23 protein-coding genes are annotated in these 21,446 nt (G+C 33.3%); 10 read left to right on the top strand and 13 right to left on the bottom strand.

What is annotated here, in order from left to right; translation table 11 throughout:
* Position 1 precedes the first annotated feature (1 nt).
* The 5 genes from BUB95_RS09970 to BUB95_RS09950 all read left to right on the top strand — a co-directional run bounded on the left by BUB95_RS09970 (position 2) and on the right by BUB95_RS09950 (position 4,241).
* Positions 2 to 796 carry an ABC transporter ATP-binding protein gene (locus BUB95_RS09970; RefSeq protein ID WP_073087386.1) on the top strand — a complete coding sequence of 265 codons (795 nt, stop codon included), beginning with the start codon at positions 2 to 4 and terminating at the stop codon, positions 794 to 796.
* A 57-nt stretch (positions 797 to 853) separates the two neighbouring features.
* Positions 854 to 2,176: a DNA recombination protein RmuC gene (gene rmuC / locus BUB95_RS09965; RefSeq protein ID WP_073086033.1), complete on the top strand. Its 1,323-nt coding sequence runs from the start codon at positions 854 to 856 to the stop codon at positions 2,174 to 2,176.
* Positions 2,177 to 2,276: 100 nt separating this feature from the next.
* Positions 2,277 to 3,002: a SatD family protein gene (locus BUB95_RS09960; protein ID WP_073086031.1), complete on the top strand. Its 726-nt coding sequence runs from the start codon at positions 2,277 to 2,279 to the stop codon at positions 3,000 to 3,002.
* Positions 2,999 to 3,712 (top strand): DUF3307 domain-containing protein, encoded by a 714-nt coding sequence (locus BUB95_RS09955; RefSeq protein WP_073086029.1) that lies wholly within the window; start codon positions 2,999 to 3,001, stop codon positions 3,710 to 3,712. The genes BUB95_RS09960 and BUB95_RS09955 overlap by 4 nt, the downstream gene beginning before the upstream one ends.
* The gene (locus tag BUB95_RS09950) at positions 3,705 to 4,241 is read left to right on the top strand and encodes an acyl-CoA thioesterase (protein ID WP_073086027.1); all 537 of its coding nucleotides are present in this window, start codon (positions 3,705 to 3,707) and stop codon (positions 4,239 to 4,241) included. Before BUB95_RS09955 ends, BUB95_RS09950 begins: the two co-directional genes overlap by 8 nt.
* A gap of 103 nt (positions 4,242 to 4,344) precedes the next feature.
* Here the strand turns inward: BUB95_RS09950 and BUB95_RS09945 are convergent, their stop codons facing one another.
* The 4 genes from BUB95_RS09945 to rpmH all read right to left on the bottom strand — a co-directional run bounded on the left by BUB95_RS09945 (position 4,345) and on the right by rpmH (position 8,913).
* On the bottom strand, positions 4,345 to 5,175 hold the full coding sequence (locus tag BUB95_RS09945) for a T9SS type A sorting domain-containing protein (RefSeq protein ID WP_073086025.1): 831 nt from the start codon (positions 5,173 to 5,175) through the stop codon (positions 4,345 to 4,347).
* Between the two features lie 4 nt (positions 5,176 to 5,179).
* Positions 5,180 to 5,710 (bottom strand): ankyrin repeat domain-containing protein, encoded by a 531-nt coding sequence (locus BUB95_RS09940; RefSeq protein WP_159432647.1) that lies wholly within the window; start codon positions 5,708 to 5,710, stop codon positions 5,180 to 5,182.
* 87 nt (positions 5,711 to 5,797) lie between these two features.
* Positions 5,798 to 8,650, bottom strand: a complete 2,853-nt coding sequence (gene carB, locus BUB95_RS09935) for a carbamoyl-phosphate synthase large subunit (RefSeq protein ID WP_073086021.1) — start codon at positions 8,648 to 8,650, stop codon at positions 5,798 to 5,800.
* 101 nt (positions 8,651 to 8,751) lie between these two features.
* A complete protein-coding gene (gene rpmH / locus BUB95_RS09930) occupies positions 8,752 to 8,913 on the bottom strand; it encodes a 50S ribosomal protein L34 (protein WP_073086019.1) in 162 nt (53 codons plus the stop codon).
* Between the two features lie 158 nt (positions 8,914 to 9,071).
* Between rpmH and BUB95_RS09925 the strand changes: the two genes are divergently transcribed.
* The gene (locus BUB95_RS09925) at positions 9,072 to 9,650 is read left to right on the top strand and encodes a tetratricopeptide repeat protein (protein ID WP_073086018.1); all 579 of its coding nucleotides are present in this window, start codon (positions 9,072 to 9,074) and stop codon (positions 9,648 to 9,650) included.
* Between the two features lie 9 nt (positions 9,651 to 9,659).
* Here BUB95_RS09925 and cls read toward each other — a convergent pair whose 3' ends face one another.
* Genes cls through BUB95_RS09910 form a run of 3 tightly spaced genes read right to left on the bottom strand, consistent with a single transcriptional unit; the run spans position 9,660 to position 12,763 of the window.
* The gene (gene cls / locus BUB95_RS09920) at positions 9,660 to 11,108 is read right to left on the bottom strand and encodes a cardiolipin synthase (RefSeq protein WP_073086016.1); all 1,449 of its coding nucleotides are present in this window, start codon (positions 11,106 to 11,108) and stop codon (positions 9,660 to 9,662) included.
* Positions 11,109 to 11,117: 9 nt separating this feature from the next.
* Positions 11,118 to 12,050 (bottom strand): lytic transglycosylase domain-containing protein, encoded by a 933-nt coding sequence (locus BUB95_RS09915; protein ID WP_073087384.1) that lies wholly within the window; start codon positions 12,048 to 12,050, stop codon positions 11,118 to 11,120.
* 44 nt (positions 12,051 to 12,094) lie between these two features.
* On the bottom strand, positions 12,095 to 12,763 hold the full coding sequence (locus BUB95_RS09910; RefSeq protein ID WP_073086014.1) for an alpha/beta hydrolase: 669 nt from the start codon (positions 12,761 to 12,763) through the stop codon (positions 12,095 to 12,097).
* Positions 12,764 to 12,940: 177 nt separating this feature from the next.
* Here BUB95_RS09910 and BUB95_RS09905 point away from each other — a divergent pair, with 177 nt between their 5' ends.
* Positions 12,941 to 13,237: an N-acetyltransferase gene (locus tag BUB95_RS09905; protein WP_073086012.1), complete on the top strand. Its 297-nt coding sequence runs from the start codon at positions 12,941 to 12,943 to the stop codon at positions 13,235 to 13,237.
* A gap of 56 nt (positions 13,238 to 13,293) precedes the next feature.
* Here the strand turns inward: BUB95_RS09905 and BUB95_RS09900 are convergent, their stop codons facing one another.
* Together BUB95_RS09900 and mtaB are read right to left on the bottom strand one after the other, a co-directional pair.
* Positions 13,294 to 13,797: a hypothetical protein gene (locus BUB95_RS09900; RefSeq protein WP_073086010.1), complete on the bottom strand. Its 504-nt coding sequence runs from the start codon at positions 13,795 to 13,797 to the stop codon at positions 13,294 to 13,296.
* 34 nt (positions 13,798 to 13,831) lie between these two features.
* Positions 13,832 to 15,151: a tRNA (N(6)-L-threonylcarbamoyladenosine(37)-C(2))-methylthiotransferase MtaB gene (mtaB, locus tag BUB95_RS09895; protein WP_073086008.1), complete on the bottom strand. Its 1,320-nt coding sequence runs from the start codon at positions 15,149 to 15,151 to the stop codon at positions 13,832 to 13,834.
* Positions 15,152 to 15,261: 110 nt separating this feature from the next.
* Between mtaB and BUB95_RS09890 the strand changes: the two genes are divergently transcribed.
* A complete protein-coding gene (locus BUB95_RS09890) occupies positions 15,262 to 16,899 on the top strand; it encodes an ABC transporter substrate-binding protein (protein WP_073086006.1) in 1,638 nt (545 codons plus the stop codon).
* Here BUB95_RS09890 and BUB95_RS09885 read toward each other — a convergent pair.
* From BUB95_RS09885 to BUB95_RS09870, 4 genes are all read right to left on the bottom strand, one after another.
* Entirely contained in the window at positions 16,853 to 17,668 is an 816-nt protein-coding gene (locus BUB95_RS09885) for a TolB family protein (RefSeq protein WP_073086004.1), read from the bottom strand. The genes BUB95_RS09890 and BUB95_RS09885 overlap by 47 nt on opposite strands.
* 183 nt (positions 17,669 to 17,851) lie before the next feature.
* Positions 17,852 to 18,196, bottom strand: coding sequence for a hypothetical protein (locus tag BUB95_RS09880; RefSeq protein WP_073086002.1), 345 nt, complete (start codon positions 18,194 to 18,196; stop codon positions 17,852 to 17,854).
* A gap of 3 nt (positions 18,197 to 18,199) precedes the next feature.
* Entirely contained in the window at positions 18,200 to 19,375 is a 1,176-nt protein-coding gene (locus tag BUB95_RS09875; protein ID WP_073086000.1) for a GlmU family protein, read from the bottom strand.
* Positions 19,376 to 19,452: 77 nt separating this feature from the next.
* A complete protein-coding gene (locus tag BUB95_RS09870) occupies positions 19,453 to 19,704 on the bottom strand; it encodes a type B 50S ribosomal protein L31 (RefSeq protein WP_073087382.1) in 252 nt (83 codons plus the stop codon).
* A 219-nt stretch (positions 19,705 to 19,923) separates the two neighbouring features.
* Here BUB95_RS09870 and BUB95_RS09865 point away from each other — a divergent pair, with 219 nt between their 5' ends.
* Together BUB95_RS09865 and BUB95_RS09860 are read left to right on the top strand one after the other, a co-directional pair.
* Complete coding sequence (locus BUB95_RS09865; protein WP_083573366.1) at positions 19,924 to 20,448, top strand: DUF4199 domain-containing protein; 525 nt, start codon at positions 19,924 to 19,926, stop codon at positions 20,446 to 20,448.
* A 44-nt stretch (positions 20,449 to 20,492) separates the two neighbouring features.
* Positions 20,493 to 21,443: a glycosyltransferase family 2 protein gene (locus BUB95_RS09860; RefSeq protein WP_073085996.1), complete on the top strand. Its 951-nt coding sequence runs from the start codon at positions 20,493 to 20,495 to the stop codon at positions 21,441 to 21,443.
* Positions 21,444 to 21,446 lie beyond the last annotated feature (3 nt).

Below are 21,446 nucleotides of genomic sequence, written 5' to 3'. Positions count from 1 at the left end.
TTTGAAAACCGAAAGCAAACATATCATCTTAAAGGCAGAGCAGCTTTCTATTGGTTACAAAACCAAAAAGAAAGATATGGTCATTTCTTCAGATATTAATTTTGATTTAGAAAAAGGTCAATTGATTGGTTTAGTCGGTGAAAATGGCATTGGAAAATCAACCTTATTAAGAACATTAATCAAAGTTCAGCCTGAATTATCAGGAAATATATCTCTAAACAATCAAAACTTAAAGCAAATCTCTGCTCACCATCTCGCTACACAATTAAGCATTGTACTTACAGAACAATTAACCTCCAAAAATCTTTCAGTTTTTGAGCTTGTTGCACTCGGTCGTCACCCATATACGAATTGGATTGGTAATTTAACCGAGATTGATTTTGAGAAAATAAATCAAGCTCTAGAATTAGTTGGTGTTTCAGATTTAAAAGAAAAAAAATGCTTTGAGTTGAGTGATGGACAGCTTCAAAAGGTAATGATAGCACGTGCTTTAGCTCAAGACACAGACATTATTGTTCTGGATGAACCAACGACTCATCTAGATATGTATCATAAAGCCTATATCTTAAAACTACTGAAAAGGTTAACTCAAGACACAGGCAAAACAATTCTATTTTCGTCACACGAAATTAATTTGGCGATTCAGTTGTGTGACACTATGATTGTAATGACAAAAGAAGTAACAGTTACCGACCAACCATGCCATTTGATTGAAAAAGGTGTTTTCAATTCCCTTTTCCCAAAAGATATGATTGCTTTTGACAGTAAGACAGGAAGTTTTAGAGTTACTAAATAGTTTTCTGTTTCTATTTCAACATTAAAATTTATCTTTGATAAAACTCACATTCAAAACATGAACGACACGCTTATTCTTCTTATTTCTATTATAGTTTCTGCAGCAGTTGGCGGATATATTGGGCTTAAATTCGCACAGCTAAAAAGCAAAAGCGACAAAAGTACTTTGGAAGAGCGTCAGCTTCAACTTAATTATTCTATAGCGGATTTAAAGCAAACCATCGATAATGTAGAAAGTGAGCGTGAAGAGATTCGTCGTGAAAAAGAGTTTCTGAGTACTGAGTTATCGCGTCGAAATACCGAAATGGAAAATCTCCAACAACAAAACTTAAAGCGAGATGAAGAATTAGCCAAGCAGCAAGAGCAACTACGTAAAGATTTTGAGTTAATGGCGCAAAAAATTCTTGATGAAAAGTCAGAGAAATTTACAAATCAGAATAAAGAAAACATTAAAAACATCCTTAATCCGCTTGAAGAGAAAATAAAAACCTTCGAGAAAAAAGTAGAAGATTCTCAAAAAGAAAGTATAAGTATGCACTCGGCTTTAAAAGAGCAATTACTTGGTTTAAAAGACCTCAACCAACAAATGGCTAAAGAAGCGACCAACCTTACCAAAGCACTTAAAGGCGATAGTAAAACTCAAGGTAATTGGGGTGAGTTGGTGTTGGAGCGTGTCTTAGAAAAATCTGGTTTAGAAAAAGACCGCGAGTATTTTGTACAGCAAAACTTTCAGCGAGAAGATGGTTCTCGTGTTATGCCAGATGTTGTGTTACACCTTCCAGACTCTAAGAAAATGATTATCGATTCCAAAGTCTCTTTGGTAGATTACGAGCGTATGGTTAATGCTGAGGATGATGAACGAGCGGTCTATCTAAAAGCACATGTTAATTCTATAAAAAAGCATGTAGACCAACTTTCGGCGAAAAATTATCAAGATTTATACGATATAGAATCGCCAGATTTTGTGCTGATGTTTATTCCGATAGAGCCTGCTTTTGCAGTTGCGATTAATGAAGATAATACACTCTACAACAAAGCTTTTGAACAAAACATTGTTATTGTTACGCCTTCTACACTTTTAGCAACACTACGTACAATAGATACGATGTGGAATAACGAAAAACAGCAACAAAATGCTATTGAAATAGCCCGACAAGCTGGCGCTTTATATGATAAGTTTGAAGGCTTAGTTACCGATTTAACTGGTGTAGGTAAAAAAATAGACGCTGCTAAAAGCGACTACGCTTCTGCCATGAATAAATTGGTTGAAGGCAAAGGTAATCTGATTTCGCGTGTAGAAAATATTAAGAAAATGGGGGCAAAAGCTAAAAAGTCATTGCCGGAAGCTATTATAAAACGAGCTGAAGAGGATGACGATTAGACTATTCCTTTAAAAAGGCATAATTAATAATATTCCATAATTAAGGCATAAATTAGATTATTCCATAAAAAAGGCATATATTTGAAAAAATATCGAATATATGACAAGTGTAATCACAGGAGATATTATAAACTCAAGAAGTGTCATCAATCAAGATGTATGGCTAAAACCTCTAAAAGAAGCTTTACAATACATAAGTGAAGGAGATAACTCAAAATATGAAATCTACAGAGGAGACAGTTTTCAAATTGAAATTGAAGATATTACATATACTTTTATAAAAGCTATGTATATAAAAGCTTGCATTAAATCTATAAAAGGGTTTGATGTCAGACTAGCCGTAGGTGTTGGAGACAAAACTCATAGAGCTCATAATGTTTCAGAGTCAAACGGAAGTGCATTCTTAAATTCAGGCAGTTTACTGGATTTTATGAAGCGAAATAAGATTAATTTAAGAATTAAGTCAGATTTAATAACTCCTGTAGACTTATTATCACAAACGAAAACATCTAAAATAGGTTCTCTCTTATATGATTTTGATAGAATATTTAATCTTTACTTCAGATTTGCTTCAGTAATTATGGATAATTGGACTGTAAATTCAGCAGAAACTGTAAAACTATTAATAGCTCCTAACGTATTAGATTCTAAATTAGAAAGACCAAAACAGGTATCCATTGCAGAGAAAATAAACCTAAATCAAGAAGCTGTAAGTAAAAGGTTAAAACGTGCAAACATTGATGAACTCTTAGAGCTACAAGATGTTTATGAAAATCATACACGTAATCTCTTAGATATACTTGATAAAAAATCTACACAGTCATGATTCTTCTCATTTTAAAACTCATCCTAGCACACCTTATTGGCGATTTCTTTCTTCAGCCACAACATTGGGTAAAACATAAAGAGAAACAAAAATTAAAGTCTAAATGGCTTTACATTCATGTTTTAATTCATATAGTATTAATGTTTCTTTTTGTGTGGGACTTAACGTTATGGCCTTTAATTGTTTGCATTGGGACTATTCATTATAGTATTGATGCCGCAAAACTTTTACTTCAGAATAAGAAAAACAAAAGGTTACTATTCTTCTTAGACCAATTACTTCATTTACTAACCATTTTTATTGCTGTTTGGGTGTTTAATGGCCAATTGGTTTTATTCGATTTTATCACTCAAAATAGCTTGTTATTGTTGATTTGTGTACTGTTATTAATTCAGCCGACATCAATTATTATGAAAACCATTTTTTCTAAGTGGAACATTAATAAGATTACAAAAGGCAACGAGTCGCTAAAAGATGCAGGTAAATACATTGGAATACTCGAAAGGCTACTTGTTTTTATATTCATCGTTGTTGGTCGATGGGAAGCTGTTGGCTTTTTAATTACTGCTAAATCAGTTTTTCGGTTTGGAGATTTAACGGCTTCAAAGGAGCGAAAACTAACAGAATACATTCTTATTGGAACTTTAATAAGTTTTGGAATCGCTATTTTAATAGGATTACTTTATCTAAACCTTCAGTCTTATGTTTAAATCTGTAAAATCCTCTAGAATAGAGATTTCGCAATTGATGTTGCCTTCTAACACCAATTTTGGAGGGAAAATTCACGGTGGTTACATACTTAGCTTAATGGACCAAATTGCTTTTAGTTGTGCTTCTAAACATTCGCAATCGTATTGCGTAACAGCTTCGGTTGACAAGGTGAATTTTTTAAATCCTATTGAAGTTGGCGAGTTGGTTACCATGAAGGCATCCGTTAACTATGTTGGTAACTCATCTATGGTCGTTGGTATTAGAGTTGAGTCAGAAAATATTAGAACGGGTAAAAAGAAACATTGCAATTCGTCTTACTTTACCATGGTCGCCGTCGATGAAAGCGGAAATACCGTAGAAGTGCCAGGATTAAAAATTACTAATGAAGAAGAATTAAAACGCTTTTTAAAAGCGATTAAGCGTAATGAAGCTAATAAAATGCGAAAACTAGAGTTTTCTGAGGAAAACTTTTCGGTTGAAGATTATAAAGAATCGCTTAAATCCTACAGAGTAGATATTAAACTATAGTCCTAATTGAATATTTTTCATAACTTTATATCAGACTGTATTTCAATTTAATATGAAAAAAAACCAACTATAATAGTTGGTTTTGTATAAAATTCTTGACTGCTTATTGTTTGATAAATCGCTTCGTTTGTGTTGCCTCATCACTAGAAAGCTTTATCAAATAAACACCTCTTCTCCAATTGGAAGCATCAATAGAATTATTATCTTTTGTTAACTGTCCTCTATAAATTTGTTTTCCTAACACGTCATAAACCTCAAGGTTATATGCTCTACTCGAGTTATAGTTTATACCCACATTTAAATCTCTATTACTTGGATTTGGAGAAATTGTAAAACGCACAGGATTTAGTTGGAAATCATCGTTACTTAAAACAGAAAAACTAGCCATGGTACCACCATAATTCCCAGAGCCATGATAGCCAAATGAACTTCCTCCATAAGCAAAAATAAATGGCATATCAAAGGGTGTTGTATTCGGAAATACTGTATCCTCCGAATCGTTACTGGTAAATGTATCCCTAGCTCTTGTCGCAATAAGTGTTCTTACACCTCCACTTTGAGTATTAGAAGTTACAATCCATTCGTCATCTATGTCGCCAGAATCATCTAATGCTGGTTGGCCTGTGCCAGAAGGCATATTCCGATCTTCAATACCTGTATTTCTACCAATAACAGCATCGTCATCTAAATCCCCCATATTTTGAAATCTAGCAATATCATTCTCAGTTCCCTGACTCATACCAATACCTAACCAAGTATTATCTGGAAATACAAGTGTCATAGTGACTATGTCTGTAGATGTATTAATATCAAATTTAACACTCCTAGTTACATTAGGACCAGAAGTTGTTAAATCAATAACACCAGATGTTATAACTTGAGAAAATCCAAAACTAGTTACAATTGAGAAGCATAATAAAGTAATTTTTTTCATAACATTAAGATTTTTGGAGGTTAAGTAGTTTGTTTAATTTTTCGTCGTTGTGGCTTAGTGCGTAATCCAAAGCGGATTTGTCAACATTATTTTTTATTGTAAAATCTGCATTAGCGTTCACCAGTTTTTCAACAATATCGTAATTTTTGAATAATACAGCATAGTGGGCAGCAGTGACGCCTTGCTCATCAGTAATATTTGGGTCAACCTTGTTCGCTAATAAGATATCAACAATATTGTCGTAACCTTTTACTGTTGCTGCCATTAAAGGGGATCCATAAGATGTTTTATCGTTCAGGCTTTTTACTTTATCTACCAAAAACTCAACAATATTCTCATGTCCGTAATAGCATGCTAAAACTAAAGGTGTGTATCCAGTTTCTTCTTGAATATTGATACTATTTTCATCAATAGTATAAATCTTAATAACAGTATCCAAATCGCCTTGTCTGCAAGCATCAAAAATATTTTGCTGCGCAGTTAATAGTGTTACACAACTAAGAAATAAAATAAACAAACAAACTTTCTTGTTCAAAATCAGTCAATTAACTTACAAGTTATGAAAAAAAAACAATAAACAAGTATTTTGTCGGTTAATTACACTTTTTGTCGGGATTTTAACTTATTTACTCAAATACATCTTACGTCTAGAATATAAGTCATAAAACTCATCATCCTTAAGACTATCAATAAATAAGATACTTTCACCAGTACTTTTCATTTCTGGCCCCAATTTTTTATTCACATTAGGGAATTTATTAAATGAGAATACTGGTTGCTTAATTGCAAAACCATCAAGTTGTGGGTTAAAATTAAAATCAGTGACTTTCTTCTCGCCTAACATTACTTTAGTGGCATAATTCACATAAGGCTCTTTGTAAGCTTTAGCAATAAAAGGTACTGTACGTGACGCTCTAGGATTTGCTTCTATTATATATACCATATCGTCTTTAATGGCAAACTGAATATTTATTAAGCCTACAGTATTAAGTGCTAAGGCTATTTTGTGCGTATGATCTTTAATTTGCTGCATTACAAACTCTCCAAGATTGAAAGCTGGCAATGTTGCATTACTATCACCAGAATGTATTCCACAAGGCTCTATATGCTCCATGATACCAATGATGTAGACATTTTCACCATCACATATGGCATCTGCTTCTGCCTCAATGGCACCATCTAAGTAATGGTCAAGTAGTAATTTATTATTTGGAATTTTGTTTAATAAATCTACTACATGCTCTTCTAGTTCTTGCTTATTAATTACAATCTTCATCCCTTGTCCACCAAGAACGTACGAAGGTCTTACAAGTATTGGAAAGTTCAGTTTATCTGCCACAGCTAGAGCTTCATCGGCTGTTTCAGCCGTATCAAACTCCGGATATGGGATGTTGTTATCTTTTAATAACGTTGAGAAACTACCACGATCTTCTGCAACATCAAGTGCTTTGTATGTGGTTCCCATGATTTTTACGCCATAACGCTCTAACTTTTCAGCAAGCTTTAGAGCGGTTTGTCCACCTAATTGTACAATAACACCTTCTGGTTTCTCATGCTGGATAATATCGTAGATATGTTCCCAAAATACGGGCTCAAAGTAAAGCTTATCTGCGATATCAAAATCCGTAGAAACTGTTTCAGGATTACAATTAATCATTATGGTTTCGTAACCACATTCTGAAGCCGCTAAAACGCCGTGAACACAGCAATAATCAAATTCTATACCTTGTCCAATTCGGTTAGGACCAGAACCTAAAACAATAATTTTTTTCTTGTCTGTTACAACACTTTCATTAGCTACTGTAACTTCACCGTCAGCCGTTTGCATTTCAGACTCAAACGTGGAATAATAATATGGTGTTTGCGCTTTAAACTCCGCAGCACATGTATCAACAAGCTTATAAACTCTATTGATTTTAAGTTCTTTTCTTTTATTGTATACTTGACTTTCAAGACAACCTAGCATATGTGCTATTTGTCGGTCACCATAACCCTTTTGCTTAGCTTCAAGAAGTAGCTCTCTATCAATATTTTCAATTTTGAATGTAGATATCTCTTTTTCAAGTTGAAATAATTCTTCATACTGCTTAAGATACCACATGTCTATTTTTGTAATCTCGTATATACGGCTTAATGGTATTCCCATTGCAATCGCATCGTAAATTACAAATACGCGGTCCCAACTCGCATGAGTTAGCTTTTCGATTACGGTATCATAATCTTTATAACCTTTACCATCAGCTCCAAGACCATTTCTTTTTATTTCTAGAGATTGTGTGGCTTTGTGGAGCGCCTCTTGGAACGAGCGTCCAATACCCATGACTTCACCAACAGCCTTCATTTGCAATCCTAAAGTTCTATCTGAACCTTCAAATTTATCGAAATTCCAACGTGGAATTTTTACAATAACATAGTCTAGTGTTGGCTCAAATAAAGCCGATGTCGATTTTGTTATTTGATTATCTAACTCATCTAGTGTGTAACCCAATGCCAACTTTGCAGCAATCTTAGCAATTGGATATCCAGTTGCTTTACTTGCTAATGCTGACGAACGTGATACACGAGGATTAATTTCTATAGCTATTATTTCTTCTTGGTCGTCTGGGCTTACAGCAAACTGCACGTTACATCCACCTGCAAAATCTCCGATACTGCGCATCATGTGTATGGCCATATCGCGCATTTTCTGTTGCGTTTTATCGGATAATGTCATAGCTGGAGCAACTGTGATAGAATCTCCTGTATGGATGCCCATTGGGTCCATATTCTCGATGGTACAAATAATAACAACATTATCATTCTTGTCTCTAAGTAGCTCCAACTCATACTCTTTCCATCCCATCATAGCTTTATCTATCATCACCTCATGAATAGGCGATATTTCTAAACCACGTGTTAAGGCTTCATCAAAATCCTCTTCGTTGTACACTATAGAAGCTCCTGCTCCACCAAGTGTAAAAGATGCTCTAATACAAAGTGGAAAACCAAACTCTTGAGCTATCTCTTTACCTTTTAAAAATGAAGTAGCAGTAGCTTGTGGTGCCATACCTACACCTATTTCTGTCATTAGCTCTCTAAACTTCTCTCGGTCTTCAGTAATATTAATAGCGTCTATATCTACACCAATAATATCTACTCCAAAATCTTCCCAAATACCTTTTTCATCTGCCTCTATACATAAATTTAATGCCGTTTGGCCTCCCATAGTTGGTAATACGGTATCAATCTGAGGATGTTCTTTTAATATTTTGATGATAGATTTGGTGGTCAAAGGCAACAAATAAACGTGATCTGCCATTGACGGATCTGTCATAATTGTTGCTGGGTTAGAGTTGATTAGAATTGTCTCAATTCCGTCTTCTCTAAGTGAACGAAGGGCTTGAGAACCAGAGTAATCAAATTCGCAGGCTTGACCAATGATAATCGGACCTGAACCGATAAGTAAAATAGATTTAATGTTTTTATTTTTTGGCATGATGTTGTGTTATGTTCGTTTACAAAAATAAATATCGATTGGGTACAAAAAAAGGTGTTACACCTAAGTAACACCTTTAAAATATTAACAATTGTTAATCATTATTTTTTATGTCTTAATTCTGAAGATACAGATAATCTTTTTCTTCCTTTAGCGCGACGACGTGCTAAGACTTTTCTACCATTAGCAGAAGCCATTCTTTCTCTGAAACCATGTTTGTTCCTTCTCTTTCTTTTTGACGGTTGAAACGTTCTTTTCGGCATGTCTTATATATTTAAAATCTTGATTGTAAAACTTGATTTGGCTATCTTTCCAAAACTGCGTGCAAATATACAACAAGTTTTTACTTTACCAAGCCTTAGATTAAAATAATTTCTAATTGTTTTTATTACCTTTGCCACCCGCAAAATAATGTATAAATATGTTCAATAAAAATATAAAACTAGTCATTGCCGCCTTAATCATAGGCTATGCTATATATCAATTTACAGAAGGTTACATAGGTAATGGTATCATGTATATCTTACTTTCTCTAATCTTTGTTTTTCTATATTTTAAAAATGAAATGATTTTATTAGCCTTCTTAAGATTAAGAAAGCAAGATTTTGAAGGTGCTAAAAAATGGCTCGATAAAATTAAAAATCCAAAAGCTGCTTTGGTAAAAAAACAACAAGGCTATCTAAATTATTTAAATGGTGTTATGGTTTCTCAGACAAACATGAATGAAGCCGAAAAGTATTTTAAAAAAGCAATAAGTTTAGGATTATCTATGGACCATGATTTGGCTATGGCAAAATTGAATTTAGCTGGTATTGCATTTAGTAAACGAAGAAAGCAAGAAGCGCAAAAACTTTTAGCCGAAGCTCAAAAATTAGATAAGCGAGATATGCTTGCAGAACAAATAAAGATGATGAAACAGCAAATGAAAAAAGCTGCAATTCCTCGTCAACAATACGGACAACCCACCTCTTCTAGACAAAATAGACGAAGTAGACGATAACTTAGCAGCTTATAACAAAGGCGCCATTAGATTTGCAATAGCTTCAATAGCCTTTGTGCGCTTGTTCCTGTTTTTCCATAAGTCTAGCTCCATCTTTTCAGCAGACTCTAGATCTTCAATAAATAAATCTTCTAAACGCTTTGAAGTTTTTTCATCATAGAAGAGTGCGTTGACTTCAAAATTAATATTGAAACTTCTATAATCCATATTTGTAGTACCTATGGTGGAAAACATACCGTCAACAACCATTGTTTTAGCGTGTATAAAACCTTTTGTATACCTGTAGACTTCAATTTTCGCCTCAAGAAGTCTTTCTAAATAAGAGTTTGTGGCATATTCTGCTACCCATGAATCCGATTTCTTTGGCACCAAAAGCTTTACTTTAACATTACTTCTAGCGGCTACCTGGAGCGCTGTAACTATTTCGTCATTCGGAATAAAATATGGTGTAGTGATATAAATGTAATCTGAAGCATTTGTTATGGCTGTAAAAATTGCTTCCATGATATTGGACCAATCTGTATCTGGTCCGCTAGCAGAAATTTGCACAGGTGTATCGCCCTTATCGTCTATCTTGGGAAAATAGTCGCTAGAAACCTTTAAATCTTTTTCTGTTACAAAATCCCAAGTTGTAAAAAACAGAATTTGAAGCTGATTAACGGCTTCTCCTTCAATTCTGCAATGTGTATCTCTAAAGTAAGATGTTTTGTTTGCATTGAGATAATTATTAGAAATATTAATCCCACCTACATAACCAATCTCTCCATCAATGACCACAATTTTTCTATGGTCTCTATAATTCATTTTTCCAGTAGATTTAGAAAAAAGCACTGGCATAAATTTATAAACCTCAACACCACTTTCTTTTAGCTTAGCTATTGTATTATTTGAAACATCACTTCCTACATCATCCATTATCAGTTTCACTTGTACTCCATCTTTTGCTTTTTTAGAAAGCACATTAAGAAACTTTAAACCAAAATCATCATCTTTAACTATAAAATATTCTAAATGAATATGATGCTTAGCTTTTTCGATGTCTTTAAAAAGTAAGTCAAACTTCATGTCTCCGTCTTTAATGACGGTAACCTTATTATTGACAGTTAACTTGGAATTTTCGCTATTGTAGATAAGAGGAATTAACTTTGATTTCTCTTTTAATCGGTCTTCAATATCATCTACAACATGGGCATCAATATCTGCTGTTTCCTGTATTGATTTGACAGTAGATTGATTTAAAACCTTTTTTCGATTAAAAATTTTTGATTTTCTATAATCTTGACCAAAAAGATAATACACTAAAAGCCCAAGAAAGGGAATTAGCAAAAGGGCTATTATATAGCTTAAAGTCTTTGTGGGGTTTATTCTTTTAAAAAGAATAGTAATTACTGCAGATACTGCTATAATGTAATTTAGAATAGTAAGTATCGCCCAGATATGATTTTTTATAAAGTCCAAAAGAAGAAATTAAGGCTTATAAATACCCTCTTTAGGAATCTCAATTTCGTATAATTTTCTAGACTTATTATTTAAATGTGGTTCACGCAACCAAGGATTATGGATTTTTAGGATTTTGTAGTTAATCCCAAACTTTTCAGCAAACTTTGTAAAATCAGTAACTGCTGTATCTACTTTTACCTTTGTAGTTGGAACGTATTTATATAAATCATTATCACTAAAATTAAAACCGTATTTAACTGGATTATTTAATATCTCCTTTAACGCTACAATTCTAAACATATATCTACCTGTTTCTTCACCTAGAAGCAAATCATAGTAATCATCAACATTTTGTTCTTTCAATCGATTAGCGATTCCTGCCTTACCTGCATTGTACGATGCCGCTGCAAGTGTCCAACTTCCAAATCTATCTTTAGCCTCTTTTAAGTATTTACAAGCCACTTTTGTAGCTTTTTCAAGATGATAACGCTCATCTACATTACTATTAATTTCTAAACCATTTTCTCTACCTGTTGCTTTCATAATTTGCCAAAATCCACGTGCTCCAGCAGGAGATACTGCATTAGTTAAACCACTTTCTATGACTGACAAGTATTTAAAATCTTCTGGAATACCATTTTCTTTTAAAATAGGCTCTATTATAGGAAAATATTTTTGTGCACGTTTAAACATGAGCAATCCGTTAGATTGCCAGTAGGTATTGACCAAAAGCTCACGATCCATACGCTCATATATATCTGGATTTTCTATAGGCACTGCTTCACCAGCAAAATTTAAATCCGATGGCATTTCTAGAGCGTAGACATTATATCCATTTTTGACCTCTTTTGTTGGAGTATCAATCATATTGTCTTGAGGCCCTTTTTGCATGGCAAAAATGAGAATACTTGAAACTAAAACTAAACAGACTACTAGGAAAATATTTTTAACGGCTTTCATAAGAATTTCTTTTGTTCTAAATGTATTAAATAAACCTTTGGATGTCAAGAGCTTTGAAGAATAAGTTTTGGTAAATTTTCGTTAAACCATTTGTACTTATTTATAATCATAATATGTGTACCACCTTTGATAATAATGCAATTACCCTCACAAGAATGTGGGAATACAATATCCTTATCTCCATGAATATATATAGCATCTTTATTTGGTGTTTCTTGGTCCCAACATACCACCTGCTTTATTGCCCAGTCTAAATAAGTCTTATCGTTTACAGACAGATACTTCTTGTAAAGCTCAACTCGCTTTTTTATAGTTTCGCCAAAGGCATATTTAGCAAGCATATCTATATTACCAACAAGTTGCGTAGGCAATATTTTATAGGCTTTGGTATATTTTAGAAGCTTTAAACGTTTAGGTAATTCGTGATGCGATTTTACACTTGAGACCACAAATAACTTCTTTAAAGACATGTATTTACTCATTTCCTGAACTAAAATACCTCCAAAAGAAACACCAAGAAGTACAATATCTTCATGCTTAATATCTGCAATCATACGCTTAGCATAGGCTTCTAAACTTTCATTCTTGGTAGGTATTTTCCACTCTAACCAATGAATCTCAAACTGATTTTCTGGCAATTTTATATGCTCAAAAATAGAAGGATTAGCAGCCATACCTGGCATCATGTAAATGTGTATAATTTTATCCTTCATCTGGTTTAATCTCTAAAAAGCCGTAAAATGTGTATTCAAACAAATCAAAATGACTTAAATATCAGTGTTTTAACACCTAAAACCCTTAAGTTTACTAGATTTTTTGTACATTTGCACAAATCTATTGAAAAAATAGTATCTACTCTAGCCAACCGCTAATTTAAATACAAAAAGATTATGACAGAGACTGCCGAATTAATTGACAATGAATTTTTACGTCAATTTGAATTAAAGGTTGAAAATGAAATGGCTGTTATTGAATATTCTCTACAAGAGCGTAAGATATTCTTAACAAAACTTATTATCCCTGAGACGATTAGGTCTAGAGAGTTTGAACTAGAGTTTATTGACTTGGTATTTAGCAACATTAAAGAGCGTAACATTTGTGTTGTTCCTACTAGTCCTGAAATTGCAAAATTTGTAAGAGCTAACAGAAAATATAAGCGTATGCTACCAGTTGGCATCCGTATTTAAGCATTAAAATATTTCATAGAAAAAGCCGAAGTATTCACTTCGGCTTTTTTAATTATTTACTTTTTTAGATTATATTTTCTTATATAAGTTAAAACCAAATCTTTTGTTTCTAATACTTCAGAAAAATCTTGATTATATACTTTTATAAAGCCTTTAAATGTTCTTGTTAATTTATTTCTATTCAGAATATATTCTCCACCTTCTTCGAGTACAAGAGTATCATTAATTTTCTTGAACGCACTAGAAAAACCAAGACTTCCTTTGTTACATTTTTCCGAAACTTTATAGACAGCTCCTTCTTTAGAAACTCTTAAATTGGAACTAAAGGTTTTCTTTGAACCTAGAGTATTATTAGATTTTAAGGTGAGTACTTCTTGATTAACACATGATGTTTCTTCTAATAAATTGAAACTAGATGTATTGTCATTATTCAAATCCATTTCTATATCAAAAGACCAGCTTTGCAATTCCCAATCACCGAGATATTCATTATTTTCTTGACAAGAAATTACAGCATATGTAAATAATAGAAGTAAGCATACAGAAAATGTATTTCTCATATATTGTTAAGCAATTAATTAATCCTCAGTAAACCTAGCTAATAAATTCTAAACGCACCAGACCATCCTCATCAATTTTAGTAAGTTTTACCTTACTAAGCGTGTTTACCAATTCTGGATTCCAAGGTGCTTTAACTTTTACATAGTTTTCTGTAAATCCGTGAATGTAACCTTCTTTGTTTTCACCTTCAAATAAAACAGTGCGCTCAGAACCAATTTGACTTTCGTAGAAGGCACGACGTTTCTTAGCAGATAGACCTCGCAACATCTTGCTTCGTTTTGCTCTTACATTTTTTGGAACGACGCTCTCAAAGCTAGCTGCTTCAGTATTATCTCTTTCAGAATAAGTAAAAACATGTAGATACGATATGTCTAATTCACTCAAGTAGTTGTAAGTTTCTAAAAACAGCTCATCTGTCTCACCAGGAAACCCAACAATAACGTCTACACCAATGCACGCATGTGGCATCACTTCTTTTATTTTAGATACGCGGTCGGTATACAATTCGCGCATGTAACGACGTTTCATTTTCTTGAGAAGTGTATTGCTACCACTTTGCAATGGCACGTGAAAATGAGGGACAAATGCTCTTGAGTTTGAAACTAATTCAATAGTTTCATTCTTCAAAAGATTGGGTTCTATAGAAGATATTCTTAATCGCTCTATGCCTTCAACTTTATCAAGTTCTGAAACTAAATCTAGAAATGTATGCTCGTGTTTCTTGTTTCCAAACTCACCTTTACCATAATCACCAATATTAACGCCCGTTAAAACAATTTCTTTAATTCCTTTTTCTGAAATCTCTTTAGCATTTTTTAATACATTCTGCATCGTATCACTACGAGAAATTCCTCTAGCCAATGGAATAGTACAATAGGTACATTTGTAATCGCAACCATCTTGCACCTTTAAGAATGCACGGGTTCTATCTCCTATTGAATAACTACCGACATAGAAATCGGCTTCTTCTATCTCACAAGAGTGTACCTCACCAAAATCATTCTTGGATAAATCGTTAATATAATCTGTAATCTTGAATTTTTCTGTAGCACCAAGTACCAAGTCAACACCATCTACTGCCGCCAATTCTTCTGGCTTTAGCTGCGCATAACAACCTACCGCGGCAACAAAGGCTTCTGGATTAACATTTTGAGCTTGCTTTACTATAGTTTTAAAACGCTTATCCGCATTTTCTGTAACAGAGCAAGTGTTAATCACATAGATATCTGCTTTTTCTTTAAAATCTACGCGGTCAAAACCCTCGTCATTAAAGTTTCTTGCAATTGTAGAGGTTTCAGAAAAATTAAGCTTACAACCTAAAGTGTAAAATGCGACTTTTTTTCTAGCGTTCATTCTTGTACTTTTACTCGATAATCGAGATTTAACTTTCTTCTAAGCTTACTCAAATATGAGTTTACTTAAAAGATTTTATCAAGGCGGCAAATTTACAACTTATACCTAAAATGCTAAAACAATTATCGGCTTATAATCAATTCAATCTTAACCATATAGTTGTTTTTTTTGCTTTGGTTTTTGCTTTTTCTTGTTCAGAAACCAATACTTCAGACAAAGACCATCTCGTTTTTAGATACAATGAACATCGAAATATTAGCTCGTTAGACCCTGCTTTCTCAAAGGATTTAGCTGATATTTGGGGAACAAATCAAATTTTCAACGGGCTAGTGCAAATGGATGATAACCTCAACGTTACACCTGCCATTGCAAAAAGTTGGACCATAACGGATAGCGCAACAACTTACACATTTTCGCTTAGAAAAGATGTCTATTATCATAAACATCATCTCTTTGGTAAAGATTCCACACGTACCGTTAACGCAAGTGATTTTGAATATAGCTTCAACCGCATAAGAGATAAAAAGATAGCTTCTCCTGGTGCTTGGGTCTTTAGTAAGGTTGATGATTTTTTTGCAAAAAACGATTCAACATTTGTTATAAAATTAAAACAACCCTTTCCTGCATTTCTAGGCCTACTTACCATGAAATACTGCTCTGTAGTGCCAAAAGAGATAGTAGAACACTATGGAACTGATTTTAGAGCAAATCCCATTGGTACAGGACCATTTCTATTTAAACGTTGGGAAGAAAATGTAAAGTTGGTCTTGAGACGAAATTCTAATTATTTTGAAAAAGATGAAAATGGAGTCTCTTTACCTTATCTGGAAGCTGTGGCTATTACCTTTTTACCAGACAAGCAGAGTGAGTTTCTACAATTCGCTCAAGGTAACATTGACTTTGTTTCAGGCCTAGATGCTTCTTACAAAGACGAAATCTTAACCTCTAAAGGCACACTTAAAGATAATTATGTAGAAGAAGTGAAAATGATTAGAGGTCCTTACTTAAATACAGAATATCTAGGCTTTTTTATGGAAACTGATGTCGACGAAGTACAATCTCAACTCATAAGACAAGTCATAAACCTTGGATTTGACCGCAAAAAGATGATTACCTATTTGCGTAATGGTATTGGCATTCCTGCTAATGGAGGATTTATACCAAAAGGGCTGCCAGGATATAACAAATCTATTGGTTTTGCATACAATCCTGAAAAGGCAAGAAATTTGCTTGAAAAATTCAAGAGCGAAAGTGGTATTTCCAATCCGTCTGTCACTTTAACAACTACAAGTAATTATTTAAATTTCTGCGAGTACATCCAACGAGAACTTCAGAAAATTGGACTTGAAATTAATATAGATGTCATTCCTGCTTCAAGCTTAAAAGACTTGAAAGCTAATGGTCAACTTGATTTTTTTAGAGCCAGTTGGATTGCAGATTATCCTGATGCAGAAAACTATTTATCGCTCTATTACAGCAAGAATTTTGCGCCTAACGGACCAAACTACACACACTTTAGCAGCGAGGTTTTTGATAATTTATATGAACAGGCTTATTTAGAAACTGACACAGGCAAACGTTCAGAATTATATACCAAAATGGATAGTTTGGTTATGGAGTCAGCTCCAATTGTGCCTTTATTTTATGATGAAGTTGTAAGATTTACAAGAAAAAACGTAAAAGGATTAGGTATTAACCCTGTTAATCTGCTAAATTTAAAACAGGTTTCGAAGCTTGAAAACCTTTAAAATAATAGATATCGTCATCGCCTTTTCCATCCACACGTCTAGAGGTGAAAAAACCACGTTTTCCATCGTCCATTAGATAAAAAGAAAAATCCTCACCAATACTATTAATTGGTTCTGGCAAAAGCTTTGGCTGCTGCTTTTCATCTTCGTTATTTAAATCAAAACTGTAAATATCGTAACCGCCAAGACCACCTCTTCTATTCGAGGAAAAATAAATTTTATTATCTGAAGATATAAAAGGAAATAACTCGGTCCTCGGAGAATTGATGTTATCACCTAAACGTTCTGGTTCACCGTAAGATTTATGCTCAAAAATTGAAACCTTAAAGATGTCTGTTCTGCCTTTGGTGCCCTTCATATTAGACACAAAATAGAGCGTTTTTCCATCTTTACTAAGCGTTGGGTGTGCATAACTATAATCTTTATCACAAAACGACAATTCCGTTGGGTTAGACCAACCTTTACCCTCGATATATTCTGCACGATGAATTTGTAGGTTAAATGTTCTAAAGTCTTTACTTTTATTTTCGCCAATAATATCAGAATTTGTTGTAAAATACATGAATTTACCGTCATTAGTAAATGTTGCTACAGATACATTGGCGAAACCTAATTTAGAGTCGCTAGCAGGTCTTAAGTTACTTATCTCTCCTTGACTATCTACGTATCCGCTGACTAAAGTATATAAATATGTATTTAGTCTTGTCTTTACAGGTTTACCTTTAGAATTAAGTTTATTCTGACTAAAATACACTTTACCTTTATTCATATTAGCAGCAAAATGATTAAGCTTGTTATTAAGCTTTATATTCTTAATCTTGATATTTTGAGAAAATAATGCTGAGACACTTAAGAATAGAGAAAATACAAAAACATTAAAAGTCTTGCTCTTAATTCTATGTAATAGAAAGTATATCAACATCTTCACAATAATTTTTTATCCCCAATTTAATTATTCTTCTTCAGATGAAGGAGTTAAAGCTTTAGATCTATACAATTCATTATCTAAATTTCTTTCATATTGTTCTTTCCAATTAGGTTTTAAGATGCTATAAAAAAGAAAAGACATTCCTATTCCAAAGGGAAGCGCTATTATGCCAAGACCGTAATTGTTTTCAAAATCTATATTCCAAGAGAATATTTCCATTAAAACACCTAGAATTACTCCAGCTAATAGTGTTCCAACGTAATAGGCTACAATTCCAAGGATAGCAAAAAGCCAGGCATTCTTATTATACTTCTCAGCCAATTTGTAAAAGTGCCTGCCAATAAAAATTAAAATTAATATTCCTAACATGTTCTATTCTCTTCTATATTTTTTTGTCAACTCAAAAACGTGCTCTAAAATTTGCTTATCCGCTTCTGAAAAATTTACACTACGTCGTTTCATAACTACTTCTGCAACTTCAAAGGCTTTACTTGTTTTGTACGTAACAAATCCCTTGCTTCCGCCCCAAGAGAAACTTGGCACAAAGTTTCTTGGAAAACCACTTCCAAAAATATTTGAACTTACACCTACAACCGTACCTGTGTTAAACATGGTATTAATTCCACATTTACTATGGTCGCCCATCATTAATCCGCAAAACTGAAGCCCAGTTTTTGCAAAACCTTCGCTATTGTAGTCCCAAAGGCGAACTTCGGCGTAGTTGTTTTTAAGGTTAGAATTATTAGAATCTGCGCCTAAATTGCACCATTCTCCGAGTACTGAATTTCCTAAAAATCCATCATGGCCCTTGTTAGAATAACCAAAAATTACAGAGTTATTTACCTCTCCTCCTACTTTACTGTGAGGCCCTACTGTAGTAGGACCATAAATTTTTGCTCCCAATTTAAGGGTAGAATTATTACAAAGTGCAAAAGGACCTCTTACCAAACTACCTTCCATAATTTCTGCATCTCTACCAATATAAATAGGTCCTGAACTTGCATTCAATGAAGAAAAATTGACTTTAGCTCCCTTTTCAATAAAGATATGTTCTGGGTTTATAGCATTAACACTAGTCGGAATAGGTTCTGATTTTCGGTTTTTGGTAATCAATTCAAAATCATCAGTAATAGCTTCTCCATTTTTGGAGAATATTTCCCAGGTGTGTTCAATTTTTATAATATCGTTTTCAAATTCTACAGCTTCAAAATTATCAAAGCCGTCGTGCTCAGCACCTTCTTCAACACAGAAAGCAATAACATCTTCACCTTTAAAAACAGCTTGATTAACTTTTAACTCTTGTATTAAGGCAATAATCTCGTAGTTAGGAAGATAAGATGCGTTAATCATAACATTGACCTCCATCTCTACCATAGGAAACTTCTCAGAAAGGTAATATTCTGTAACCGTAGTGGTTGTGTAATCTAGGTAAGATTCCCATTTTTCTCTAATAGTTAAGATACCTACTCTAATATCCGCAACGGGTCTCGTATACGTAAAAGGTAAAAGATTGTTTCTATTAGGGCCGTCAAAAAGAATATAATTCATCAGTTATTGAATTTATGTAAAAATAAAAAAGCCTTTCTGTTAAGGAAAGGCTTTTTAAAAATATATGTAAACTAAGTTTATTTCTTAAACTTAGCGTATTTGTTTTTAAACTTATCGATACGTCCTGCAGTATCTACTAACTTAGACTTACCAGTGTAGTATGGGTGTGATGTTCTAGAGATTTCTAGTTTTACTAATGGGTACTCAACACCATCAACCTCAATCGTTTCATTTGTGTCTGCTGTAGATTTAGTTAAAAAAACATCATCGTTAGACATGTCTTTGAATGCTACTACTCTATAATTTTCTGGATGTATACCTTTTCTCATCACTAAATTCTTTAATGTATTTTCGATTTTTTCGAGGTGCAAATTTAATCAATTTTTATAATTCTACAATCTTTTTTTAGTCTTTATTTAAAAACTTATCTTTTTTGCGAATTTCAATCTTAAAAACACAATTAGTTTAAACATTACTTCAGATAAAATGTAACGTTTTACTATATTTAGGTACAAACTAACGAATTAACTAATCAACAATAATTTATCATGGAAAAATCAACTTCAAAAAAAATCGCAATTAACTTTGGTATTATATCAGGTTTAATAGGTGTAGCAATTGGAATAATTAAGTATTTAATGAATTGGCATCTAGAACAACATACAATTGAAATATTTCTAGGTATTGCTATTACCGTAACTATTTTAGTACTGGCATTTAATCAATTTAAAAAATCTAACGGCGGATTTATGTCGCTGGGACAAGCGTTAAAACTAGGAATGGGAATTATTTTGATTTCATCGATAATTACCATCATTTTTGGTTACATCTTAATGAATGTTATTGAACCAGATATGGTTGCTCAAATGCAAGAAGTTCAAATGGAAAAGATGATTGAACAAAATCCAAATTTAACACAGGAACAAATTGATATGTCAAAAGCATGGTCGGATAAATTTTCCTCTCCAGCGGTAATTGCTGCAATGCAATTATTTATAGGGTTATTTTTTGGTTTTATAATTACCTTGATTACTGGCCTAGTCATGAAACGAAATAATCCTGCTGTCTCTTAAAATTATTGTCTATTTTTACTCTTAATTAAAAGAATAAAAATTACATGAATATATCTATAGTCATTCCGCTTCTCAACGAGGCTGAGTCGCTAACAGAATTACACGATTGGATTGTATCTGTGATGCAATCCAATTCGTTTTCTTACGAAATTCTGTTTATCGATGATGGTAGTACAGATAATTCATGGAACGTTATTTCATCACTTTCTGACAAAAACGAAAACGTAAAAGGCATCCGTTTCCTAAAAAACTTTGGTAAATCGCAAGCACTACATGCAGGTTTTGCTAAAACAAAAGGAGATGTAGTAATTACAATGGATGCGGATTTACAGGATAATCCAGAAGAGATACCTGAGCTCCACCAAATGATTACCAAAGATAATTACGATTTGGTTTCTGGATGGAAGAAAAAACGTTACGACTCTGTAATTGCTAAAAATTTACCTTCAAAATTATTTAATTGGGCAGCAAGACGTACATCTGGTGTTAAACTTCATGATTTTAATTGTGGTCTTAAGGCATACAAAAACGCCGTGGTAAAAAATATTGATGTTAATGGCGAAATGCATAGATACATCCCTGTCTTAGCTAAAAACGCAGGCTTCACCTCTATTAGTGAAAAGGTAGTAAAACATCAAGCGCGTAAATACGGGACTACTAAATTTGGGATGAATCGTTTTATCAATGGCTTTTTGGATTTAATAACTATTTGGTTTATCTCTCGTTTTGGGAAACGACCTATGCACCTCTTTGGGGCTTTAGGAGTTATAATGTTTTTAATAGGCTTTACCTTTGCTTTCTATATGGGTATTGACAAACTCTTTCTTAACCCAACTGGACGATTAATTACCCAACGACCATCTTTCTACATCGCTCTAGCGACAATGATTATTGGTACACAATCCTTTATTGCTGGTTTCTTGGGTGAACTTATTTTACGCTCCAAAAGAGAAAGTAAACGCTACCTCATTAAAGAGAATTTAAATCTAGATTAATTT

Source organism: Winogradskyella jejuensis (assembly GCF_900129745.1).
GTDB lineage: Bacteria > Bacteroidota > Bacteroidia > Flavobacteriales > Flavobacteriaceae > Winogradskyella > Winogradskyella jejuensis.
This window is presented reverse-complemented; position numbering and strand designations above follow the sequence as displayed.

Bases quoted from the DNA above. Each gene is read 5' to 3' on its own strand.
- BUB95_RS09905 (WP_073086012.1), top strand. From the start codon at position 12,941: ATGACAGAGACTGCCGAATTAATTGACAATGAATTTTTACGTCAATTT.
- rmuC (WP_073086033.1), top strand. From the start codon at position 854: ATGAACGACACGCTTATTCTTCTTATTTCTATTATAGTTTCTGCAGCA.
- BUB95_RS09960 (WP_073086031.1), top strand. From the start codon at position 2,277: ATGACAAGTGTAATCACAGGAGATATTATAAACTCAAGAAGTGTCATC.
- BUB95_RS09955 (WP_073086029.1), top strand. From the start codon at position 2,999: ATGATTCTTCTCATTTTAAAACTCATCCTAGCACACCTTATTGGCGAT.
- BUB95_RS09860 (WP_073085996.1), top strand. From the start codon at position 20,493: ATGAATATATCTATAGTCATTCCGCTTCTCAACGAGGCTGAGTCGCTA.
- mtaB (WP_073086008.1), bottom strand. From the start codon at position 15,151: ATGAACGCTAGAAAAAAAGTCGCATTTTACACTTTAGGTTGTAAGCTT.
- carB (WP_073086021.1), bottom strand. From the start codon at position 8,650: ATGCCAAAAAATAAAAACATTAAATCTATTTTACTTATCGGTTCAGGT.
- BUB95_RS09890 (WP_073086006.1), top strand. From the start codon at position 15,262: ATGCTAAAACAATTATCGGCTTATAATCAATTCAATCTTAACCATATA.
- rpmH (WP_073086019.1), bottom strand. From the start codon at position 8,913: ATGCCGAAAAGAACGTTTCAACCGTCAAAAAGAAAGAGAAGGAACAAA.
- BUB95_RS09925 (WP_073086018.1), top strand. From the start codon at position 9,072: ATGTTCAATAAAAATATAAAACTAGTCATTGCCGCCTTAATCATAGGC.
- BUB95_RS09945 (WP_073086025.1), bottom strand. From the start codon at position 5,175: ATGAAAAAAATTACTTTATTATGCTTCTCAATTGTAACTAGTTTTGGA.
- BUB95_RS09910 (WP_073086014.1), bottom strand. From the start codon at position 12,763: ATGAAGGATAAAATTATACACATTTACATGATGCCAGGTATGGCTGCT.
- BUB95_RS09875 (WP_073086000.1), bottom strand. From the start codon at position 19,375: ATGAATTATATTCTTTTTGACGGCCCTAATAGAAACAATCTTTTACCT.
- BUB95_RS09880 (WP_073086002.1), bottom strand. From the start codon at position 18,196: ATGTTAGGAATATTAATTTTAATTTTTATTGGCAGGCACTTTTACAAA.
- BUB95_RS09885 (WP_073086004.1), bottom strand. From the start codon at position 17,668: ATGAATAAAGGTAAAGTGTATTTTAGTCAGAATAAACTTAATTCTAAA.
- BUB95_RS09950 (WP_073086027.1), top strand. From the start codon at position 3,705: ATGTTTAAATCTGTAAAATCCTCTAGAATAGAGATTTCGCAATTGATG.
- BUB95_RS09900 (WP_073086010.1), bottom strand. From the start codon at position 13,797: ATGAGAAATACATTTTCTGTATGCTTACTTCTATTATTTACATATGCT.
- BUB95_RS09865 (WP_083573366.1), top strand. From the start codon at position 19,924: ATGGAAAAATCAACTTCAAAAAAAATCGCAATTAACTTTGGTATTATA.
- BUB95_RS09915 (WP_073087384.1), bottom strand. From the start codon at position 12,050: ATGAAAGCCGTTAAAAATATTTTCCTAGTAGTCTGTTTAGTTTTAGTT.
- BUB95_RS09870 (WP_073087382.1), bottom strand. From the start codon at position 19,704: ATGAGAAAAGGTATACATCCAGAAAATTATAGAGTAGTAGCATTCAAA.